This window comes from Thermaerobacter nagasakiensis (genome assembly GCF_055396825.1).
Genome location: NZ_AP043740.1, coordinates 1,230,055 through 1,246,043, shown reverse-complemented (window position 1 = coordinate 1,246,043; position 15,989 = coordinate 1,230,055). Strand labels below are relative to the sequence as shown.

Annotated in this window: 15 protein-coding genes and 1 pseudogene; 10 read left to right on the top strand and 6 right to left on the bottom strand. The window is 70.7% G+C overall.

Annotated features, from left to right (window positions below; all coding sequences use genetic code 11):
• Positions 1 to 53: 53 nt before the first annotated feature.
• The 3 genes from ACZ5T9_RS05355 (at position 54) to ACZ5T9_RS05345 (ending at position 1,683) form a co-directional block, all read left to right on the top strand.
• Complete coding sequence (locus tag ACZ5T9_RS05355) at positions 54 to 485, top strand: PadR family transcriptional regulator (protein WP_464834286.1); 432 nt, start codon at positions 54 to 56, stop codon at positions 483 to 485.
• A gap of 173 nt (positions 486 to 658) precedes the next feature.
• A complete protein-coding gene (locus ACZ5T9_RS05350) occupies positions 659 to 928 on the top strand; it encodes an autorepressor SdpR family transcription factor (RefSeq protein WP_006903413.1) in 270 nt (89 codons plus the stop codon).
• Positions 898 to 1,683, top strand: a complete 786-nt coding sequence (locus tag ACZ5T9_RS05345) for an SdpI family protein (RefSeq protein WP_464834285.1) — start codon at positions 898 to 900, stop codon at positions 1,681 to 1,683. The genes ACZ5T9_RS05350 and ACZ5T9_RS05345 overlap by 31 nt, the downstream gene beginning before the upstream one ends.
• Positions 1,684 to 1,867: 184 nt before the next feature.
• Here ACZ5T9_RS05345 and ACZ5T9_RS05340 read toward each other — a convergent pair whose 3' ends face one another.
• From ACZ5T9_RS05340 to ACZ5T9_RS05325, 4 genes are all read right to left on the bottom strand, one after another.
• Positions 1,868 to 3,562, bottom strand: a complete 1,695-nt coding sequence (locus ACZ5T9_RS05340) for a hypothetical protein (RefSeq protein ID WP_464834284.1) — start codon at positions 3,560 to 3,562, stop codon at positions 1,868 to 1,870.
• 77 nt (positions 3,563 to 3,639) lie between these two features.
• Positions 3,640 to 4,380 (bottom strand): RNA polymerase sigma factor, encoded by a 741-nt coding sequence (locus ACZ5T9_RS05335; RefSeq protein WP_464834283.1) that lies wholly within the window; start codon positions 4,378 to 4,380, stop codon positions 3,640 to 3,642.
• A 212-nt stretch (positions 4,381 to 4,592) separates the two neighbouring features.
• Complete coding sequence (locus ACZ5T9_RS05330) at positions 4,593 to 5,207, bottom strand: hypothetical protein (protein WP_464834282.1); 615 nt, start codon at positions 5,205 to 5,207, stop codon at positions 4,593 to 4,595.
• 191 nt (positions 5,208 to 5,398) lie between these two features.
• Positions 5,399 to 5,914 carry a DUF1572 family protein gene (locus ACZ5T9_RS05325; protein WP_464834281.1) on the bottom strand — a complete coding sequence of 172 codons (516 nt, stop codon included), beginning with the start codon at positions 5,912 to 5,914 and terminating at the stop codon, positions 5,399 to 5,401.
• Between the two features lie 527 nt (positions 5,915 to 6,441).
• Between ACZ5T9_RS05325 and serS the strand changes: the two genes are divergently transcribed.
• From serS to ACZ5T9_RS05310, 3 genes are all read left to right on the top strand, one after another.
• Positions 6,442 to 7,458 (top strand): serine--tRNA ligase, encoded by a 1,017-nt coding sequence (gene serS, locus ACZ5T9_RS05320; RefSeq protein WP_464834280.1) that lies wholly within the window; start codon positions 6,442 to 6,444, stop codon positions 7,456 to 7,458.
• On the top strand, positions 7,459 to 7,722 hold the full coding sequence (locus tag ACZ5T9_RS05315; protein ID WP_464834279.1) for a hypothetical protein: 264 nt from the start codon (positions 7,459 to 7,461) through the stop codon (positions 7,720 to 7,722).
• A gap of 207 nt (positions 7,723 to 7,929) precedes the next feature.
• Positions 7,930 to 9,330, top strand: a complete 1,401-nt coding sequence (locus ACZ5T9_RS05310) for an NUDIX hydrolase (protein WP_464834278.1) — start codon at positions 7,930 to 7,932, stop codon at positions 9,328 to 9,330.
• A 165-nt stretch (positions 9,331 to 9,495) separates the two neighbouring features.
• Here ACZ5T9_RS05310 and ACZ5T9_RS05305 read toward each other — a convergent pair whose 3' ends face one another.
• Positions 9,496 to 9,696, bottom strand: a complete 201-nt coding sequence (locus ACZ5T9_RS05305; RefSeq protein ID WP_464834277.1) for a hypothetical protein — start codon at positions 9,694 to 9,696, stop codon at positions 9,496 to 9,498.
• Between the two features lie 275 nt (positions 9,697 to 9,971).
• Between ACZ5T9_RS05305 and fadH the strand changes: the two genes are divergently transcribed.
• From fadH to ACZ5T9_RS05285, 4 genes are all read left to right on the top strand, one after another.
• On the top strand, positions 9,972 to 10,766 hold the full coding sequence (fadH, locus tag ACZ5T9_RS05300) for a 2,4-dienoyl-CoA reductase (RefSeq protein ID WP_464834276.1): 795 nt from the start codon (positions 9,972 to 9,974) through the stop codon (positions 10,764 to 10,766).
• A 3-nt stretch (positions 10,767 to 10,769) separates the two neighbouring features.
• Positions 10,770 to 11,522, top strand: coding sequence for a (Fe-S)-binding protein (locus ACZ5T9_RS05295; protein WP_464834275.1), 753 nt, complete (start codon positions 10,770 to 10,772; stop codon positions 11,520 to 11,522).
• A 253-nt stretch (positions 11,523 to 11,775) separates the two neighbouring features.
• On the top strand, positions 11,776 to 14,445 hold the full coding sequence (locus ACZ5T9_RS05290) for a LutB/LldF family L-lactate oxidation iron-sulfur protein (protein ID WP_464834274.1): 2,670 nt from the start codon (positions 11,776 to 11,778) through the stop codon (positions 14,443 to 14,445).
• A gap of 32 nt (positions 14,446 to 14,477) precedes the next feature.
• Positions 14,478 to 14,684, top strand: a complete 207-nt coding sequence (locus ACZ5T9_RS05285) for a hypothetical protein (RefSeq protein WP_135224079.1) — start codon at positions 14,478 to 14,480, stop codon at positions 14,682 to 14,684.
• An 83-nt stretch (positions 14,685 to 14,767) separates the two neighbouring features.
• On the opposite strand, the pseudogene ACZ5T9_RS05280 reads toward ACZ5T9_RS05285, so the two are convergent.
• Positions 14,768 to 15,951, bottom strand: a pseudogene (locus tag ACZ5T9_RS05280) (transposase).
• Positions 15,952 to 15,989 lie beyond the last annotated feature (38 nt).

Here is a 15,989-nt window from a genome sequence, read left to right as displayed (position 1 = left end):
CTCCATGGACTTAATAATCGCAGACCACCGTTGCTGGAGGAGGTGTTCGCGCCATGCCCGCCCGTAACCGGGACGAAACCCGCGGCAGCCAGTTGCTCAAAGGCGTGCTTGACATGCTGCTTCTGGCCCTGATCGCCGAGCAGCCCCGTTACGGCTACGAGATGGTGGAAGAACTCGGCCGGCGCGGGCTTCACCTCGTCAGCGAGGGAAGCATCTACCCCGTTCTCGCCCGCCTGGAGCGGGCCGGGTTCGTCCAAGGATACTTCGAGCCTTCGCCGCAAGGGCCGCCACGCAAGTACTACCGCATCCTGCCTCACGGCCAGCAGGTCCTCCAGCGCTGGGTGGACGAGTGGCAACGGTTCGCGCAGGGCGTGGACGCGGTGGTGGCGGGCCAGCCCGCCACCGGCGCACCCAACCCGACCTGCGGACGCGGCGATTCCGCCCCCGACCCCGCCATCCCCCTCCGTGGGGGTGCGGGCCCCTGACCGCGCCCGCCCGTTACAACCGGGGCCGCCCCCCCGAAGGGACCTCCTCTTGACCGCCTCACCGGGCCAGACCCCCGCGAACCCGCGACCAAGGGATGCACCCCTTGATGGGTTCACGATACGTAGTTTAATATTCAGACAAACTTCTAAAAACCGCCTCAAGGAGGCACAGCGTGGGTGAGCCCCAGCTGGTCTTCAAAGCCCTGGCCGACCCCACCCGCCGGGCCATCCTGCGGCTGCTCCGCGACCGCGACCTGACGGCGGGGGAGATCGCCGCCCACTTCCCGGTCACCCAGGCCAGCATCTCGCACCACCTGAGCCTCCTCAAGCAGGCGGGGCTGGTGCTGGATGAGCGGCGAGGGCAGCACGTGGTGTACTCCCTCAACACCACGGTCTTCCAGGAGGTGATCGCATGGCTGATGGACCTGGCGGGCCCGCGGTGACCTCCCACGGCCCCGGGGCCGGCCCGGAAGCCGGCGCCCCCGCGACGTCCACGCGCGGTGGGCATGCGGCTCCGTCGCAAGACGGCCAGGGGCCGGACCGGGACGACCGCGGTCGCCACGACCTGGAATGGCTGCTCCTCGCCCTGGCGGCCCTGGCAACTGCCGCGGTCTACCCGCGCCTCCCGGATCAGATGGTGATCCACTGGAACGCGGCCGGGCAGCCAGACGGATGGGCCCCCAGGGCCTTCGCAGCGTGGTTCGGCTGGGCGACGGCGGCGGGCACGTACCTCTTGCTGAAGGTTCTTCCGTCCATCGACCCGCGCCGCGCCAACTACCCCCGGTTCGCAGGCGCCTACCGGCTGGTCCGGCAGATCATCGTCCTGTTCTTGCTGGGCGTCCACGCGGTGGTCCTCATGACCGGCCTCGGCATCCCTGTCGCCGTCGACCGGGTCATCGGTCTTGGCGTCGGCCTGATGCTGATCATCATGGGCAACGTCATGGGTCAAGTGCGCCCCAACTTCTTCTTCGGCATCCGCACGCCGTGGACGCTGTCCAGTGAGGCGGTGTGGCGCAAGACCCATCGTGCCGGGGGCTGGCTGTTCATCCTCGCGGGGCTGGCCATCGCGACGACCGCCTTCCTACCGCCCAGCTGGACGGTGCCGGTGATCCTCACCAGCGTCATCGGGGTCACCATGGGAACGACGGTCTACTCGTATCTGCTCTGGCGGCGGTTGAACGGCGCCGACATGGGCTGAACGGGCAAGCCGGCGTGGCCGGCCCGGAACGCGCGAGGACCGCAAGGATGGGAAACGGGTGCGGGTCGATCGACCCGTACCCGATCCTGGCGCCGGATCTGCCCGGGCCCCTCTTCCCTCGCCCAGCCTGGCACCCCGCCGCCGGTTCGTCCCAGTGGCGGGGTGCCTCGGTCCGGCAGGGCCGTCACCGCAAGGGGATCTCCACCGACCACGGGCCGTCCACCACTGACTGCGGGGTGGCGAAACGGACCACGAGGACCCCGTCCCGGGGAAGAAGGACTGGATAGGTCAAGTGCACTCGGTCCAACTGGCCGGTGTGGGGGTCGTGTTCGGTGGCCACGCCGTCCGGTATCCAGCCCGCCTCCGCTCCGGGGGAGACTTCCGCCACACCTTCAGGGATGACGCTCGCTGTGACGGATACGCGCTCGAGCACCCTCCCGTCCTGCGCCGGCCCCAGGTCCAGGTTCAACACGATCCGCGCCCCGTCGGGCCGAGCTACTTCCTCGACCGCAACGGTCCACCGACCCACCCGGACGCGCCGGTCGACACGCCGGGTGCTGCCGGGCGCCAGTTCGTCCAGGGGGATCCGCATCACCCCAGCCCCCGGCTCGAGCACGCGGATGCGGGAGGCCGACAGGTGCAGCGATCGGACCCAGGACGGAAGGACCCCGCGGAAGCGTGCCACCAGCTGGAAGGTGGGGGCGTCAACCCAGCCGTGGGGCACCTGCACGTCGGCAAGCTCCAGCCGGGTACCCAGCGGGCCCGCAAGGCGCAGGTCCTCCACCCCGACCAAGTGCCAGGAGGCTGTTTGCCCGGAGTCGCCGGCTTCACCCGGCCCCTGGCTCGCGTCCGGGACGGCGCCGGCACCGTCCGGCCGCGATGCGCCGGAACCGGCCGCTGGCCGCACCTCTAGATGGAGGACCACCTCGTCCCGTCCCCCGACCAGGTGGGGAACGCCGAGCTGCAGCCCCGCCCGGGCGCTGGACCAGGCATCCGGATCCATGGCCGCCCTGCCGGCACGAGCGCCATCCACGAGGACCAGGGGAAGCCGCAGGTCCGGCTCGTGGGCCAGCGTCACCTCTGCGATCCCCGTCGGGAGGGGAGGGAACCACAGGTACAGGGGGTCGTCCGGCCCCCACGACACCACCTTGGGCGTGAGGACCGTTCCATCGGGCAGCTGCAGGGCCCATCCGTGCATGAGCTCATCGCTCCCGTCCCGCTCCCCCTCCCCCTCCCGGTTGGTGCCGCCCCGGGTTCCGCTGGCGCCGTCGCCACCCATCCGGATCCGGACCTCGGTCAGCTCCGGTAGCGCCACCACCGACTCGACGGTCAGGCGGTCCGGGCCGGGGCCGAGCCAAGCCACCGGCACCGAGACAGGCTCCCGCAGCGCCCGGACCTTGGCCCCTTCCTCGCGGACGAACCCGGCCCCCGGCAGCCACCGGGCAATGTGCTCCAACGCGGCCTGGACCACGGCCGGGTTCGTCCAGACCAGCAGGCCCGCCGCGGCCAGGACCGCTGCGGCCACGAGCCATGGGCGGGAGCTGGCGAGAGCACCCTGAGCCACAGGCCGGCCCCGGAAGGACCGACGTGAGCCGGCGCCCTGTTTGGCCAGGCCGTCCTTGGACTCCGCGCCCATGGCCATCCGGGCGGCAACACGCTCCTGCAGCCGCTCCAGGCTCCCTGCCGGCGCCGCAGGCGCGGATACCGCCACGCGTTCGAGGAGCAGATGCCCTACCGCTTCCAGGCGGCTAGGGGGAATGCCCAGCTCTTGCAGGAACGCGGCTTCCTCAGCGGTCCAGCGGGGAGTCACGCGCGCCGACTCTCCATCGCCCGTGGAGTCGGGTCCTCGCCGGTCCCGCGCCAGGCGAAGCAGCTTCACACCGGGATGGCTCCGTTGTACGTGCCGCCCCCCTCTTCCCCCGTGCCGGTCCCCGCTGCGTCCCATTCGCTGCCGCGTCATGTGGGATCTCCTTTCCTATCGGCGGATGCCGGCCGCCTACCGGCCGCTGGCGCCCGTTCGACCAGCGCCTTCCGTAGGGCCTGGCGCGCCCGCCAGAGCCGGCTGTCCATGGCGTTCCGCGAGATGCCTGCCTCCCGCGCCATCCGTTCGATGGGTTCTTCCATCCAGTACCGGCGGATCAGCAGGTCCCGTTCCGCCGGGGACAGGGACTCCAGGGCCATGCGCAGCCGCACCGCCTCGTCCCGCGCCGCCACCAGCTCGGCGGGGTCCGCCGGTGAGACCAGGGCGTGGCCGCCCGAAGGCAAGCCTTCGTCAAGGCTGGACCAAGCCGGGCCGCCAGCGTGCGACGCGGGACCGGGACGCCTTCCCGGGCCGGCCCCGGCCCTGTGCAGCCACCCGCTGCGACGGCGCAGCTCGCGTTTGAGCTGCCTGCGCCGGTCCAGGGCCGCGTACTTGAGTAGCATGAAGACCCAGGTCCTGAACCGGCCGCGCGCCGGGTCGAACTCGGCCGCCCGCTGCCAGGCGGCCACCAGGGCGTCCGCCGCGACTTCTTCGGCGTCGGCGTCGGTGCCCGCGGGCCCGAGGATGAGCCGGGCCAGGTACAGCACGGATCCCCCAAGACGCCGCACCATCTCCGCCACGGCGTCCGGGTCGCCCCGGCGAATCCGGTCGACCAGGTCCGGTGGAAAGTCGTCGGTCAGGCCCGCCGGGACGGTGGCCGCAGGGGTCGGGGCCACCGGGGTTGGGCCGGCACCGTCCGGACATGCGGTGGGGTCCTGCGCGTGCGTGACGCCTTCCGGTGACTCCGTGACGCCTTCAGATGACGCCATGACGCTTTGCGGTGCCTTGGATCGAATGCGGAATGGTGGTGGGGTCGAGCCCCCCGCCGGCCGATGGGAGATGGCCCGTCGCCTCCTCGCAGAGTACCCTTCACCCGTTACTACGGTGGTCACCGGAGTCTTCTTGCGAGGGAAGGATCCGGTCGGTGGCATGGGACGGGGCGGGGCGGGACCGGCCGTGCGCCTGCCACCCGTAAGGCCAGCCGAGTGCGCGCCCCGAAAAACCCACGATCAGGAGGCAGGTGGCTAAAGCGACGGAGGTCACCAGCACCGCAGTTGATCAGGCCCACGGCAGCCATGACAAGGTCGTCTCCCGGGTACGCCGGCTTGAGATCCGCGAGCCGGTAGGAAAAGGCGGCCGCCAGAAACAAATACGGGCTGCTGCCCAGGAGTGCCACCCGAACGCTGTCGCGGCCCCTCACCCGGCAGGCGGCGGCTGTGCATAGCCAAAGGTACACACTGGTAACGACCGCATCGACCATGACGAGCCAGTGCCAATACGGAATCCGTAGCCGAACCACGCCCGACAGCAACGCCAGCGCCGCGCCGAACAGCAACAGGTTCGATGCCAGCAAGAACCCGCCAGCGCCCGTATCCCGGTGGAACCACGGAAATCGTAGCAGGTGACGGGTCAGGCCATGGCCCTGCACCCGGTCGACCAGCGATCGCCGGATCCCAACCACCCCCAACACCCCGGCAAGACCGGCGAACAGCAGGACGACCACACCCTCTCCCTCCCCGATGGGCCGCCCGAGATACGGAACAACGTACGGTCACGGTGCGGCGTGAATCCATTCCCTGTAGCCTAGTCTGCAGTCATCTCCCTCCGCTTACCGGGGCAGCCGTGCGGGGGTCCGGGGGCACGGGTCAGGCGATGGCCCTGGCCGAAAGAACGGGCAGGGACAGTCGCTTCCGGTTATCGCCTTCGAGGTATGGTGAGACTCTGCCACCGCTCGCCAGCCCTGGCCTTGGCCAGGTAGACGATCTGGCCCACGTGATAGGAGGTGTGGAACAGCTGGCGCTCGATGGCGTCGATCACGGTGTGCGGCTCGCCGCGGATGGACACGGTCCGCAGCAGGTCGCCCGGCCTCAGGGCATCCAGCGCCGCAAAGAGCGCCCGCCACCCCCTCTCCCAGCGCGCCATCAGCTCCTGCCGGGGCAGCCGCTCTTCGACGAACTCGGCATCCCGGTCGCGATCGGGCTTCTCGCCGTCCGAGGTCAAAAAGTCGGTCCACCGGGAGACCATGTTGCCGCTCAAGTGCTTGATGAGCACCGCGATGCTGTTGGACTCCCCGCCGGGAGACCAGGCGAGGGCGTCGTCGTCCACCTGCGCCAGCGCCCGCTCGGCGAGGTCCTTGATGTAGCGGAACCGGCTCTTGACCGCCTCAAGGTAGACCTCCGCCAACCGTGGGCCGTCCACCAGGTCGTGCACGGGCCTTCCCTCCCTGGGCTGGGAATCATGCACCTCGCCTCCCGGCCGGCGGCGTGGCGCCGGGCTCCGAACGAGGGCGCGCGTAGAGAGTTCGTTGCACATCGTGCCGGGCGGTTCCTGCGCCTCCCGGCCCCCCTTCTTCTTGGTTCCTATTGTTAGAGCCCTCGGTCCGTTGACCCGCTCGCTGGATCCGTGATAGCGTCGTGACAGACAACGGGGTCTGGCCATCTCCGATTTCCGAAGGCGATGAACGGGAAGAGTACCCGGGAAGCGCGCCTCCCAGCGAGCCGGGACGGTGGAAGCCGGTAGGTCGCGCCTGGGGAATCCGCCCGGGAGCCCGCCGCCGAGCCACGGATGCAGTTCGCGCGCCGTCGCGTGCACAGGCCTGGTGGGAAGGCGGCCGGCTGCCGCCCGATACGCGGCACGAGCGGGCGCCGTCACGGCGCCAAGTCCGGTGGCACCGCGGGACGACTCCCGCCCGGAAGGGCGGGAGTCTCTTTTTTGCAGTGCCGAAGGGGGAGACGATCGTGATCGATCCGGAACTGCTTCGCAAGGATCCCGAGCGCATCCGCGAAGCGGCCCGACTCAAGGGCTTCGACCCTGAAACGGTAGACCTGGCGGTCACCCTGGACCGGCGCCGGCGCGAGCTCCTCGCCGTCGTCGAGCGCCTGCGGGCGGAGCGCAATGCCCTATCCAAGAGGATCGGTAGCCTGCCCCCGGAGGAGCGTCACGCGGCCCTCACTCGCGCGACCGTGCTCAAGGAGCGGTTGGCACAGCTGGAACCCGAGCTGCGGGACGTCCAGAACCGGCTCCAGCACCTCCTGCTGTGCCTGCCCAACCCGCCTGCGCCCTCGTCCCCGGTAGGTTCATCCGACGAAGACAACGTCGAGGTCCGCCGGTGGGGCCAGCCGCCCTCGTTTCCCTTCCCGCCACGCGACCACATGGAACTCGGGCAGCTGCTGGGGATCATCGAGACGGAGCGGGCCGTGAAACTGGCGGGTTCCCGCGCCTATTTCCTGAAGAACGAGGGGGCCCTCCTAGAATGGGCCGTCCTCCGGTTCGCCGTCGACCTGTTGCTTCGGCGGGGCTATACGTTGCTGGCACCACCGGTGCTGGTCCGGGACGAGGCCATGACGGCCACGGGGTACTTCCCGCTGGGACGCGAGGAGGTGTACCGGCTCGAGCGGGACGAGCTGAACCTGGTCGGCACCGCCGAAGTCCCGCTGGTGGCTTACCACATGGATGAGACCCTCGAGGAGAACGAGTTGCCCCGGCGCTACTGCGCACTCTCCCCGTGCTTTCGACGCGAGGTCGGCAGCGCGGGCCGCGACGTCCACGGCCTTTACCGGGTCCACCAGTTCTTCAAGGTGGAGCAGGTGATCATCTGCGAGGCCGATCCCGACGCCTCCCGCCGCTACCACGAGGAACTCCTGAAAAACGCCGAGGACATCCTGCAGGCCCTCGAACTACCCTACCGGGTCGTGCAAGTCTGTACGGGCGAGATGGGACAGGGACAGGTCTTGAAACACGACATCGAGACCTAGATGCCCAGCCGCGGCCGGTACGGAGAAACCCATTCGTGTTCCAGCTTCCACGACTTCCAGGCGCGCCGCGCTCGCATCCGCTATCGGGACAGGAACGGGCGGGTCCGGTACGCCTACACCCTGAACAACACCGCCGTCGCCTCGCCTCGGATCCTGATCCCGCTCCTGGAGATCCACCAGCGGGAAGACGGCAGCGTCCGCATCCCGGAGGCCCTCCGGCCCTACATGGGCGGCTTGGAGGCGCTGGTCCCCCGGGTTACGTAAGTGTAACGGCAGCGTAACGGCCGCCGAGGGGCAGTCCCGGGGGAGGGCGGCAGGCGGCAGCGCCGCGGCAGGGAATCTCTTGCAGAGACGCCCAGCGCCCCGCCCGGCACCCGCCACCCCGAACGGGAGGCATCCGCAGGCGCCGGTGGGCCGGCTGGTGGGTCCGGACCGGTGACCCGCCGCGGCGGGAGAGGAGCACGCCAATCCATGGACCACACGACGGGCACGCCAACCCTGGTCGCCGCGGTGACCGCCGAGACCATCGCCCTCGAGGTCCACTGGGGCCGGGAGGTTTACTACCTGGAGGTCTCGGACGGTGCCGTGCGCTACCGGGAGACCACGCGCTGGGACCGCAATGCTTCGTACATCGAGAACCTGCTGGACCTGGACAAGCTGGTCGGGGATCTCCGGAGCTGGTACCGGACAAGGTACCCGTCCCTGGGGTCCCGGTCCGTTCTGGCCGAGTTGGAGTTCGACAACCACCAGTTGACCGTCAGGCGCTGCACCGAGCGGGCCACGCCGCACCCGGTCCGCTGGACGGTGGAAGAACGGTGGCCCCGGGAAGCGGCATGGTATGAGAAGTGGAGCGAGACCCGGTTCGTATGGGGTGCCTTCGACTGCGAGGGCGTCGTGGCCTGCGTCGATGATTGGCATGGCCGCCCGGACGAACCGGCCGCCGGCGGGCGGGGTCGCCATCGGGGCGGGCCTCCCGCCGTGATCCTGCTCACCGGGCGCCGGCCCCTGTGGGAGAACAGGCGACTGGCTGCCCTGCTGCGTCAGGGCCAGCCGGTCGTGGTGCTCGATACGGAGGACGGCTTCCATCTCGCCCCGCGGCATGACCGGCTGCCTCCCCCGGGGGTCCCCAGGGACCGCTTCGGCTACATGTCCGTCGCCTGGCTTCCGGCCCAGGCGCTGGTGGGCCGGACCGTGCGGGTCATCGCCGACGGGCAACAGGGTATCCTCCTCGTACGTCGCCCTGACCGTCCAGCCCATGCCCCCGCGATACCTGGCGGGACACACGATAAGACCCACGATCACGGTAAGACCCACGATAAGGAAGACGCCCTGGGGAACGCCCCCCACCCGACCGGTGCCGGGAACGCCGGCGACCGGGCCCGTTCTGTGCAGGACCGACGGCGCACCGACCTGCTGCCGGCCAGCCGCCACCGGGTCACCCTGACTCCCGTGCCGAAAGACTTCATACCCCCCTTCGAGCAGGTCACCAGCGTGGGGGTCATCGCTTTCACCCGGGAGGGAAAGGTCGCGGTCACTCTGCAATCCCGGGGCTTTGACATCCCCGGCGGCCACGTTCAGCGGGGTGACCGCAGCCTGGAGGAAACGGCCCGGCGGGAAGCCCTGGAGGAAGCCAGGGTGACCCTGGGCAAGGTGGAGTACCTGGGCGCCCTTCGCTCGAACTACTACTCCGAGCCGACCTACATCGTGCTGATGGCGGCCATGGTGGAACAGGTCCTGCCCTTCGCACCGTCACCGGATCACCGGCTGCGGCTGTTTCTGACCCCCGAGCAGTTCGCGTCGGTGTACTCGGCGGGGGACCGGGAGAGGATGCAGGCGGCTGTACGACAGGCCCGGGCCTTGTTCTTCCCATAGGCTCCTGCCCATATGGGTATCCTTCCCAGATCTATGGGGCCGCGCCGTCGTCTCCGGCGGCTGAATCGACAGACAAGTCAGCCGGCACCGGCAAGGGGGCCGGCCCGGGCGCTGCGGCCGGGGCGCCGCAGCCGCGCCGCCCGCTCACCCGGCTAGCGCAGGGGACTAGCGCAGGGGAATGGAAACGGTCCAGGGACCCCCCACCACCGTTGTCGGGTTCGTCAGCCGCACAACCAGCACTCCACCCCGGGGAAGCGGGCGTGGAAAGTCGAGCCATACTTCCACCAGCCGGTTCTGGCCATCGTACGTCCCGCCGATGGCGTTCGCTGCGAAGCCGCCGTCCAGGCTCTCACCATCCTCGCCCACCTCCTCGCCGACCTTCCCACCGGCACCATCCCCCTCCGGTAGAACGAGCCCCTGCACGCTGACCGTCCGGAGGGTCGCACCGTCCCGAGCCGGACCCAGGTCGAGGCCCAGGCGGATGAGGTGCCTCCCCCGTAAGGGCCCCTTACCCTCTACTACGCCCGTGGGCGACGGGATCTTGCGGCCCGGCGCCCAGCAGGCATCCGGCCCCCAGCAGGCATCCGGCCTTCCGAAAGGGAATGTCTGCTAAGAACCCGCGTCATGGGAGGGGAACCGACGTGCTGCCGCCTGGAACGCTGCAGGACCGCGTCGCCATCATCACCGGGGGAGGAACCGGCCTCGGCAAGGCCATGGCCCTGGAGTTCACCCGCCTGGGGGCCCGGGTGGTCCTGGCCAGCCGGAAGCCGGAGAACCTGGACAAGGCCGCCGCCGAGATCGCCGAACGGGGCGGCGAGGCCCTGACCGTCCCCACCGACGTGCGCGACCCCGAGCAGGTCGACCGCATGGTCCAGGCCGCCCTGGACCGCTTCGGCCGGATCGACATCCTGGTCAACAACGCCGCCGGCAACTTCGTCTGCCCCGCCGAGGAGCTGTCCGTCAACGGCTGGAACGCCGTCGTCAACATCGTGCTGCACGGGACCTTCTACTGCACGCGGGCCGTCGCCCGGCACTGGATCGCCCAGGGCCGGGGCGGCAACATCCTGAACATCATCGCCACCTACGCCTGGACGGGCGGGCCCGGCACGGTCCACTCGGCTGCAGCCAAGGCGGGCGTCCTGGCCATGACCCGCACCCTGGCCGTGGAGTGGGCGCCCAAGGGGATCCGGGTCAACTGCATCGCCCCTGGCCCGGTCGACGGCACCGGCGCCGCGCCCCAGCTCTGGCCCACGGAAGAGGTCCGGCAGGCGGTGCTGCGCTCGATCCCCCTGGGCCGCATGGGCCGGCCCGAAGAGATCGCCCATGCCGCAGCCTACCTGGTGTCCGACTACGCCGCATTCATCACCGGCGAGGTGCTGACCATCGACGGCGGGCAGTGGCTGGGGCGGGGCGTGTTCAAGGGCCAGGGGCGATGAGCCGTGCGCGCCGCCCTGTTCGTCACCTGCTTGTGCGACCTGTTCTTCCCCGAGGTGGGCGAGAGCACCGTCCGCCTGCTGCGCCGGCTGGGGGTCGAGGTCACCTTCCCCGCCGGGCAGACCTGCTGCGGCCAGCCGGCCTACAACACGGGCTACACCGCCGAGGCCCGGGACGTGGCGCGGGCGCTGATCGAGGCCTTCGAGCGGGAGGCGCCGGGCCTGCCGGTAGTGGCGCCGTCCGGCTCCTGCGCGGCCATGGTGCGGCACCACTACCCGCGGCTGTTCGCCGGCGACGCGGCCTGGACCGCCCGGGCGGCGGCCTTCGCCGAGCGGGTGTACGAGCTGTCGGAGTTCATCGTCCACGTCCTGGGCCGGACGGACCTGGGCGGCCGTTACCCCGCCGTCGCCACCTTTCACCGCTCCTGCCACATGGCGCGGGGACTGGGCCTCGTGGAGGAACCCCTGGCCCTCCTGCAGGCGGTGGAGGGGTTGGAGCTGGTGGACCTCCCCCACCCCGGCGAGTGCTGCGGCTTCGGCGGCACCTTCGCCGTGAAGATGGCGGAACTCTCGACGGCCATGGTCGACGCCAAGGTCCAGGCCGTCGAGGACACCGGCGCCCAGCTTCTGGTCGGTTGCGACGTGGGCTGCCTCATGCACGTCGGTGGGCGGCTGCGGCGCCTGGGCCGGCCGGTGCGGGTTCTTCACCTGGCGCAGCTCCTCGATGAGGCCACCCGGTCCGCCCGGCATACGGCGTAGGCCCCCAGGGAGGTACCATTCTGGCCCGGCGGAGCGGCCTGGGCCACGAGTGCCGTGCCATGGCAGCGGCGACGGGCGGCCGGGTACCGTGTAGCCCGGCGCCTGGGTCCCACGGGTCGACCCGGAGCCTGCTGGCGCTTGCGAGGGCGGTCTCAGGGCCGCCTCGGGTCCGCCTCGCGACGACGGGGCGCCGTCCGCCGGGTTCGTCCGGCGGGTGACCCCTTGACCGACGTACCGGGGGGAGGAACCGGCCATGCGGAACGCAACCCCAGATCACGCCGAAGCCCGCCGTGCGGCGGTCACGGCGGGGGCCGCCGCGCCCGCCACCGCGCCCGGCGGCACCGGTGCGGTGGCGAGCACGACCACGAACCGCATCGTGAGCAGCACCCCCCGCCCCGCCAATCCCTCCCACCGCCCCCCCGCCGAGCCCTTCCAGCAGCGAGCCGCCGCGGCCCTGCGGGACGACTTCCTCCGCGTCGCCGTCCCCCGCGCCACCTACCGCCAGCACTACGGCCGCGAGCAGGCGCTGGCCCAGTTGGGCGATCCCCTCAAGTGGCGGGAGCGGGCCCGCAGCATCCGCGCCCGCACCATCGCCCAGCTCGATCGGTACCTGGACCAGGCCATCGCCGCGGTCCAGGCCCGGGGCGGCCACGTCCACCGGGCGGCGACGGCGGCCGAGGCGGTGGAGACCATTCTGGGCATTGTGCAGCGGGCCGGCGGCCGGCGGGTGGTCAAGTCGAAGTCCATGGTCACCGAGGAGATCCACCTCAACCCCCACCTGGAGGCGGCGGGCGTCGAGGTGGTGGAGACGGACCTCGGGGAGTACATCATCCAGCTGGCCGGTCACCGGCCGTCCCACATCGTGGCGCCGGCCGTGCACCTGTCCCAGCAGCAGATCCAGGAGATCTTCAGCCGCGAGGCGGGCCACGAGCTCCCCGACGACCCCGTCGCCCTGGCCGCCTTCGCCCGCCGGCGGCTGCGGGAGAAGTTCCTCCGCGCCGACGTGGGCATCTCGGGGGTCAACTTCCTGGTGGCGGAGTCGGGCACCGTGGTGCTGGTGACCAACGAGGGCAACGGCCGCATGGTCACCTCCCTGCCGCGGGTGCATATCGCCGTCATGGGCATGGAGCGGGTCGTGCCCACCTGGGCGGACCTGGCCGTGCTCCTGGAGGTCCTGGCCCGCAGCGCCACGGGCCAGAAGATCACCGTCTACACCACCTTCGTGGGCGGGCCGCGGCGCCCGGGCGAGGCCGACGGGCCGGAGGAGTTCCACCTGGTCATCGTCGACAACGGGCGGTCGAACCTGCTGGGGACGCGGTTCCAGGAGGCCCTGCACTGCATCCGCTGCGGGGCGTGCCTGAACGCCTGCCCCGTGTACCGGCAGATCGGGGGCCATCCCTACGGGGGCGTCTACAGCGGGCCCATCGGCGCCGTGATCACGCCGCTGCTGGGCGGTCTGGACGGCTGGGACGACCTGCCCTACGCCTCCAGCCTCTGCGGCGCGTGCTACGAGGCCTGTCCGGTGATGATCCCGCTGCACGATCTTCTGGTCGACCTGCGGGAAGAGGTGGTGAACCGGGGGCGGTCCGGTCAGGCGCCCACCGGCAACGACGACGCCACAGCGGCGGGCACGAAGGGCCTCCACGACCACGCGGAGCGGTGGGCGTTCCGCCTGTGGCGGTGGGTCTTCTCCGACCCGCGGCGGTACCGGCTGGCGGCCCGGTTGGCCGCGTGGGTGCAGGTGCCGTGGCTCGATGCGGAATCCCACACCAGGGACGAACCGGAGGCCAGGCTGATGGCCGGTACCGTCCTCCGCGGCGGGCCGGGGCCCCTGGGCGCCTGGACCGCCTCCCGCGACTTCCCGGCCGTCGCCTCCCGGCCCTTCCATGCCCGCTGGGCCACCCTGGCCCGGAAAGTAGATCCCGGCCCCGCAGGGCCCCAGGACGCCGAGCCCGGGGGCAACCGCGGTCCATCCCTCACGCCCGCCTCCGCCGAAGCCGGCTCACCGGCCAGGGACGCAGCTGCGATCCAGCCCCAGCCCGCGCCGACGACCCGGTCCCAAGGTACGGCCGAGGCGCCGTCGCACCCCCGCTCCGGAGCCCGGTTCGACGACGGGTCCCGGCCTGAGAACGGATCCGGGAAGGGATCCGAGGCCGGGTCCGAGCCCCGGACCCCGGGCCGGGCGATGGCTCGGTGCCTGGCGCCCGCTGCACCTGCCTCCACCCCCTTCCCCGTGGTGGCGTCCGGTCCCACCGCCGGCTTGCCGCGGGCGGACCACCCGGGCCCCGACCCTGCCGGCTGGCCCGAGCGCTTTGGTCGGGAGCTGGAAGCCGTCCACGGCACCTGGACCCGCGCCCAGGGCGGAACGCCCGAAGCCGTGGCGGCGGCCTGCGCCGCCGCCTGTGCCGCGTTCGTCCGGTCTCGCGGCTTACGGCGGGTGGTGGCCTGGGACCCCGCCGCCCCGGACCTGCCGGAGGGAGCCGGGCCGGTCCTGGAAGCCGTGCTTCACGCCCTGGAGGAGGCAGGCTGCCAGATCACCCGCTGGCGGGACCAGGAACCGGGCCTTTCCCCGCTGAGGCTGCGCGAGGCCGTGGCCATCGCGGACCTGGGTATCGTGGTGGCCCACTTCGCCATTGTCGCCACCGGCACTGTGGCCGTGGTCCACGGTGCGGGCCGCGGGCGGGCCGTCAGCCTGCTGCCGGAGCACCTGGTGATCCTGGTCCCCGGCGCCGTGCTGGTCCCCACCCTGGCCGAGGCCATCACGGGCCTCACCGGCCGGTACGGGGTCGCCGACCCCACCACCGCTCCGCAGAACGTTACTTTCATCACCGGTCCCAGCAAGTCGTCGGACATTGAGCTGCACCCGGTGGTGGGGGTCCACGGGCCGCGACACGTCCACGCCGTGATCTACGGAACGCAGTGATCGCTTGTGCATGACGGTAAGGATGACGAAAGTTGTACCGGGAGTTGTTGACGAACAAAGCCTTCTTGCTATTGTTTTTGGGCCGCTTGATCACCAACGCTGGCGACAGCGTCTACCTGGTGGCGACGCTGTGGTACCTGAGCCAGTCTGATGCTTCCGGTGTGGTGGCCGGACTGGCGGGATTTCTGATCACGGTGCCACAAGAGCCTGTTGCACCGACCCTGAGAGATCGGGCCTAGTGGGAACGTACCGGGTCGATTCGCTCATGTCACATGGGCTGACGGTCAGGACTGTGTAGGCCGGCGGCCCGATCGTGACCCTTCTACGCCAAGCCCGCCACCGTACATTCAAAGGGCAAGGTGGCGGATCGCTCCCTGACCCTCCGCCAGAGCTTCAGCAAGTTGTGGGTCAAGCAAAGTAGCTTCCACTCGCTGTCACACGCCGCCAGACCCCGACGCAGGAACCGGTCGGCGCCTGCCTGACGTTCGCCTCGCTCCAGTACCCCGCGTCGGCCACCACGGCGCGGATGGGCTTGTCCACGCCCGCGGCCCGCAGGTTGGCTTGCGCCTGCTGGAGCATCGGGTGCAGTTGGCCGACGTCGTTGGCGTCCTGCGTCACCGCCGCGGCCACGATGAGTTGGTCCTCCGTGACCACCGCCTGGGCGTTGTACCCTTGCACAAAGCCCTGCCGGGTCTTGAGGATCCGGCTGTCCGGATCCGTCACGTTGGCTTTGGCCGCCGGATCCACCGAGGGATCCGGCGCCTTCGGCTTCCGCCCCCGCCGCTTCTTGCCGGTCGCCTGCTCCTGGGCCTTCCGTTCGTCGATGCGGGCCTGCTGCCGGGCCGCTTCCCGGGCCGCCTCTTCCTCCAGCCGCCGCTTGCATGCCTTCAGCCGCTCCAGCCGGCTCTGGCGGGAGCGCAGTTCCTCCGGCAACTCATCCCCACGGCGCCCGGGGCCGTACCGCTCATCTTCTTCCCGGTCCGTGGCCTCCGCCTCCCGGAGCATCTTCTCCACTTCCTGGCGAATCGCATCGTAGGTGCGGTTGGCCGCCAGCGAGGCGTTGGCCTTGACTTTCGTCCCGTCCAGTGCCACCACGCCGACCTTCCCCAGCCCCGCTTCGCGGCACAGCCGCAGCACCTGCGTGAACAGCTCGGCCAGTTCCCGCGCATGGCGCTGGCGGAAGCGGGCAATGGTCACGTGATCCGGCTTCTGGTTGGCGGTGATCACCCGGAAGGCCACGTCCTCGAGGCACAACCGCTCGATCCGCCGGCTCGACCGCTCGCCGACGCAGTAGGCGTACAGCAGCAGCGTCACCATCATGGTCGGGTCGTAACTCTCTCCACCCCAGCCGTCGGCGCGGTACTTCTCGCAAAAGGCCCGCAGGTCCATCTGCTCCACCGCATCGATCAGGAACCAGGCCAGATGATCCTCGGGCAGCCAGTCGCGAAGGCTCGGTGGGAGCAGGTACAGTTGGTCACGGTTCACCGGGCGGAGGTTGTAGGCCATAGGGACACCTCGGGCAACGGAGAATTCCAATCCATGGC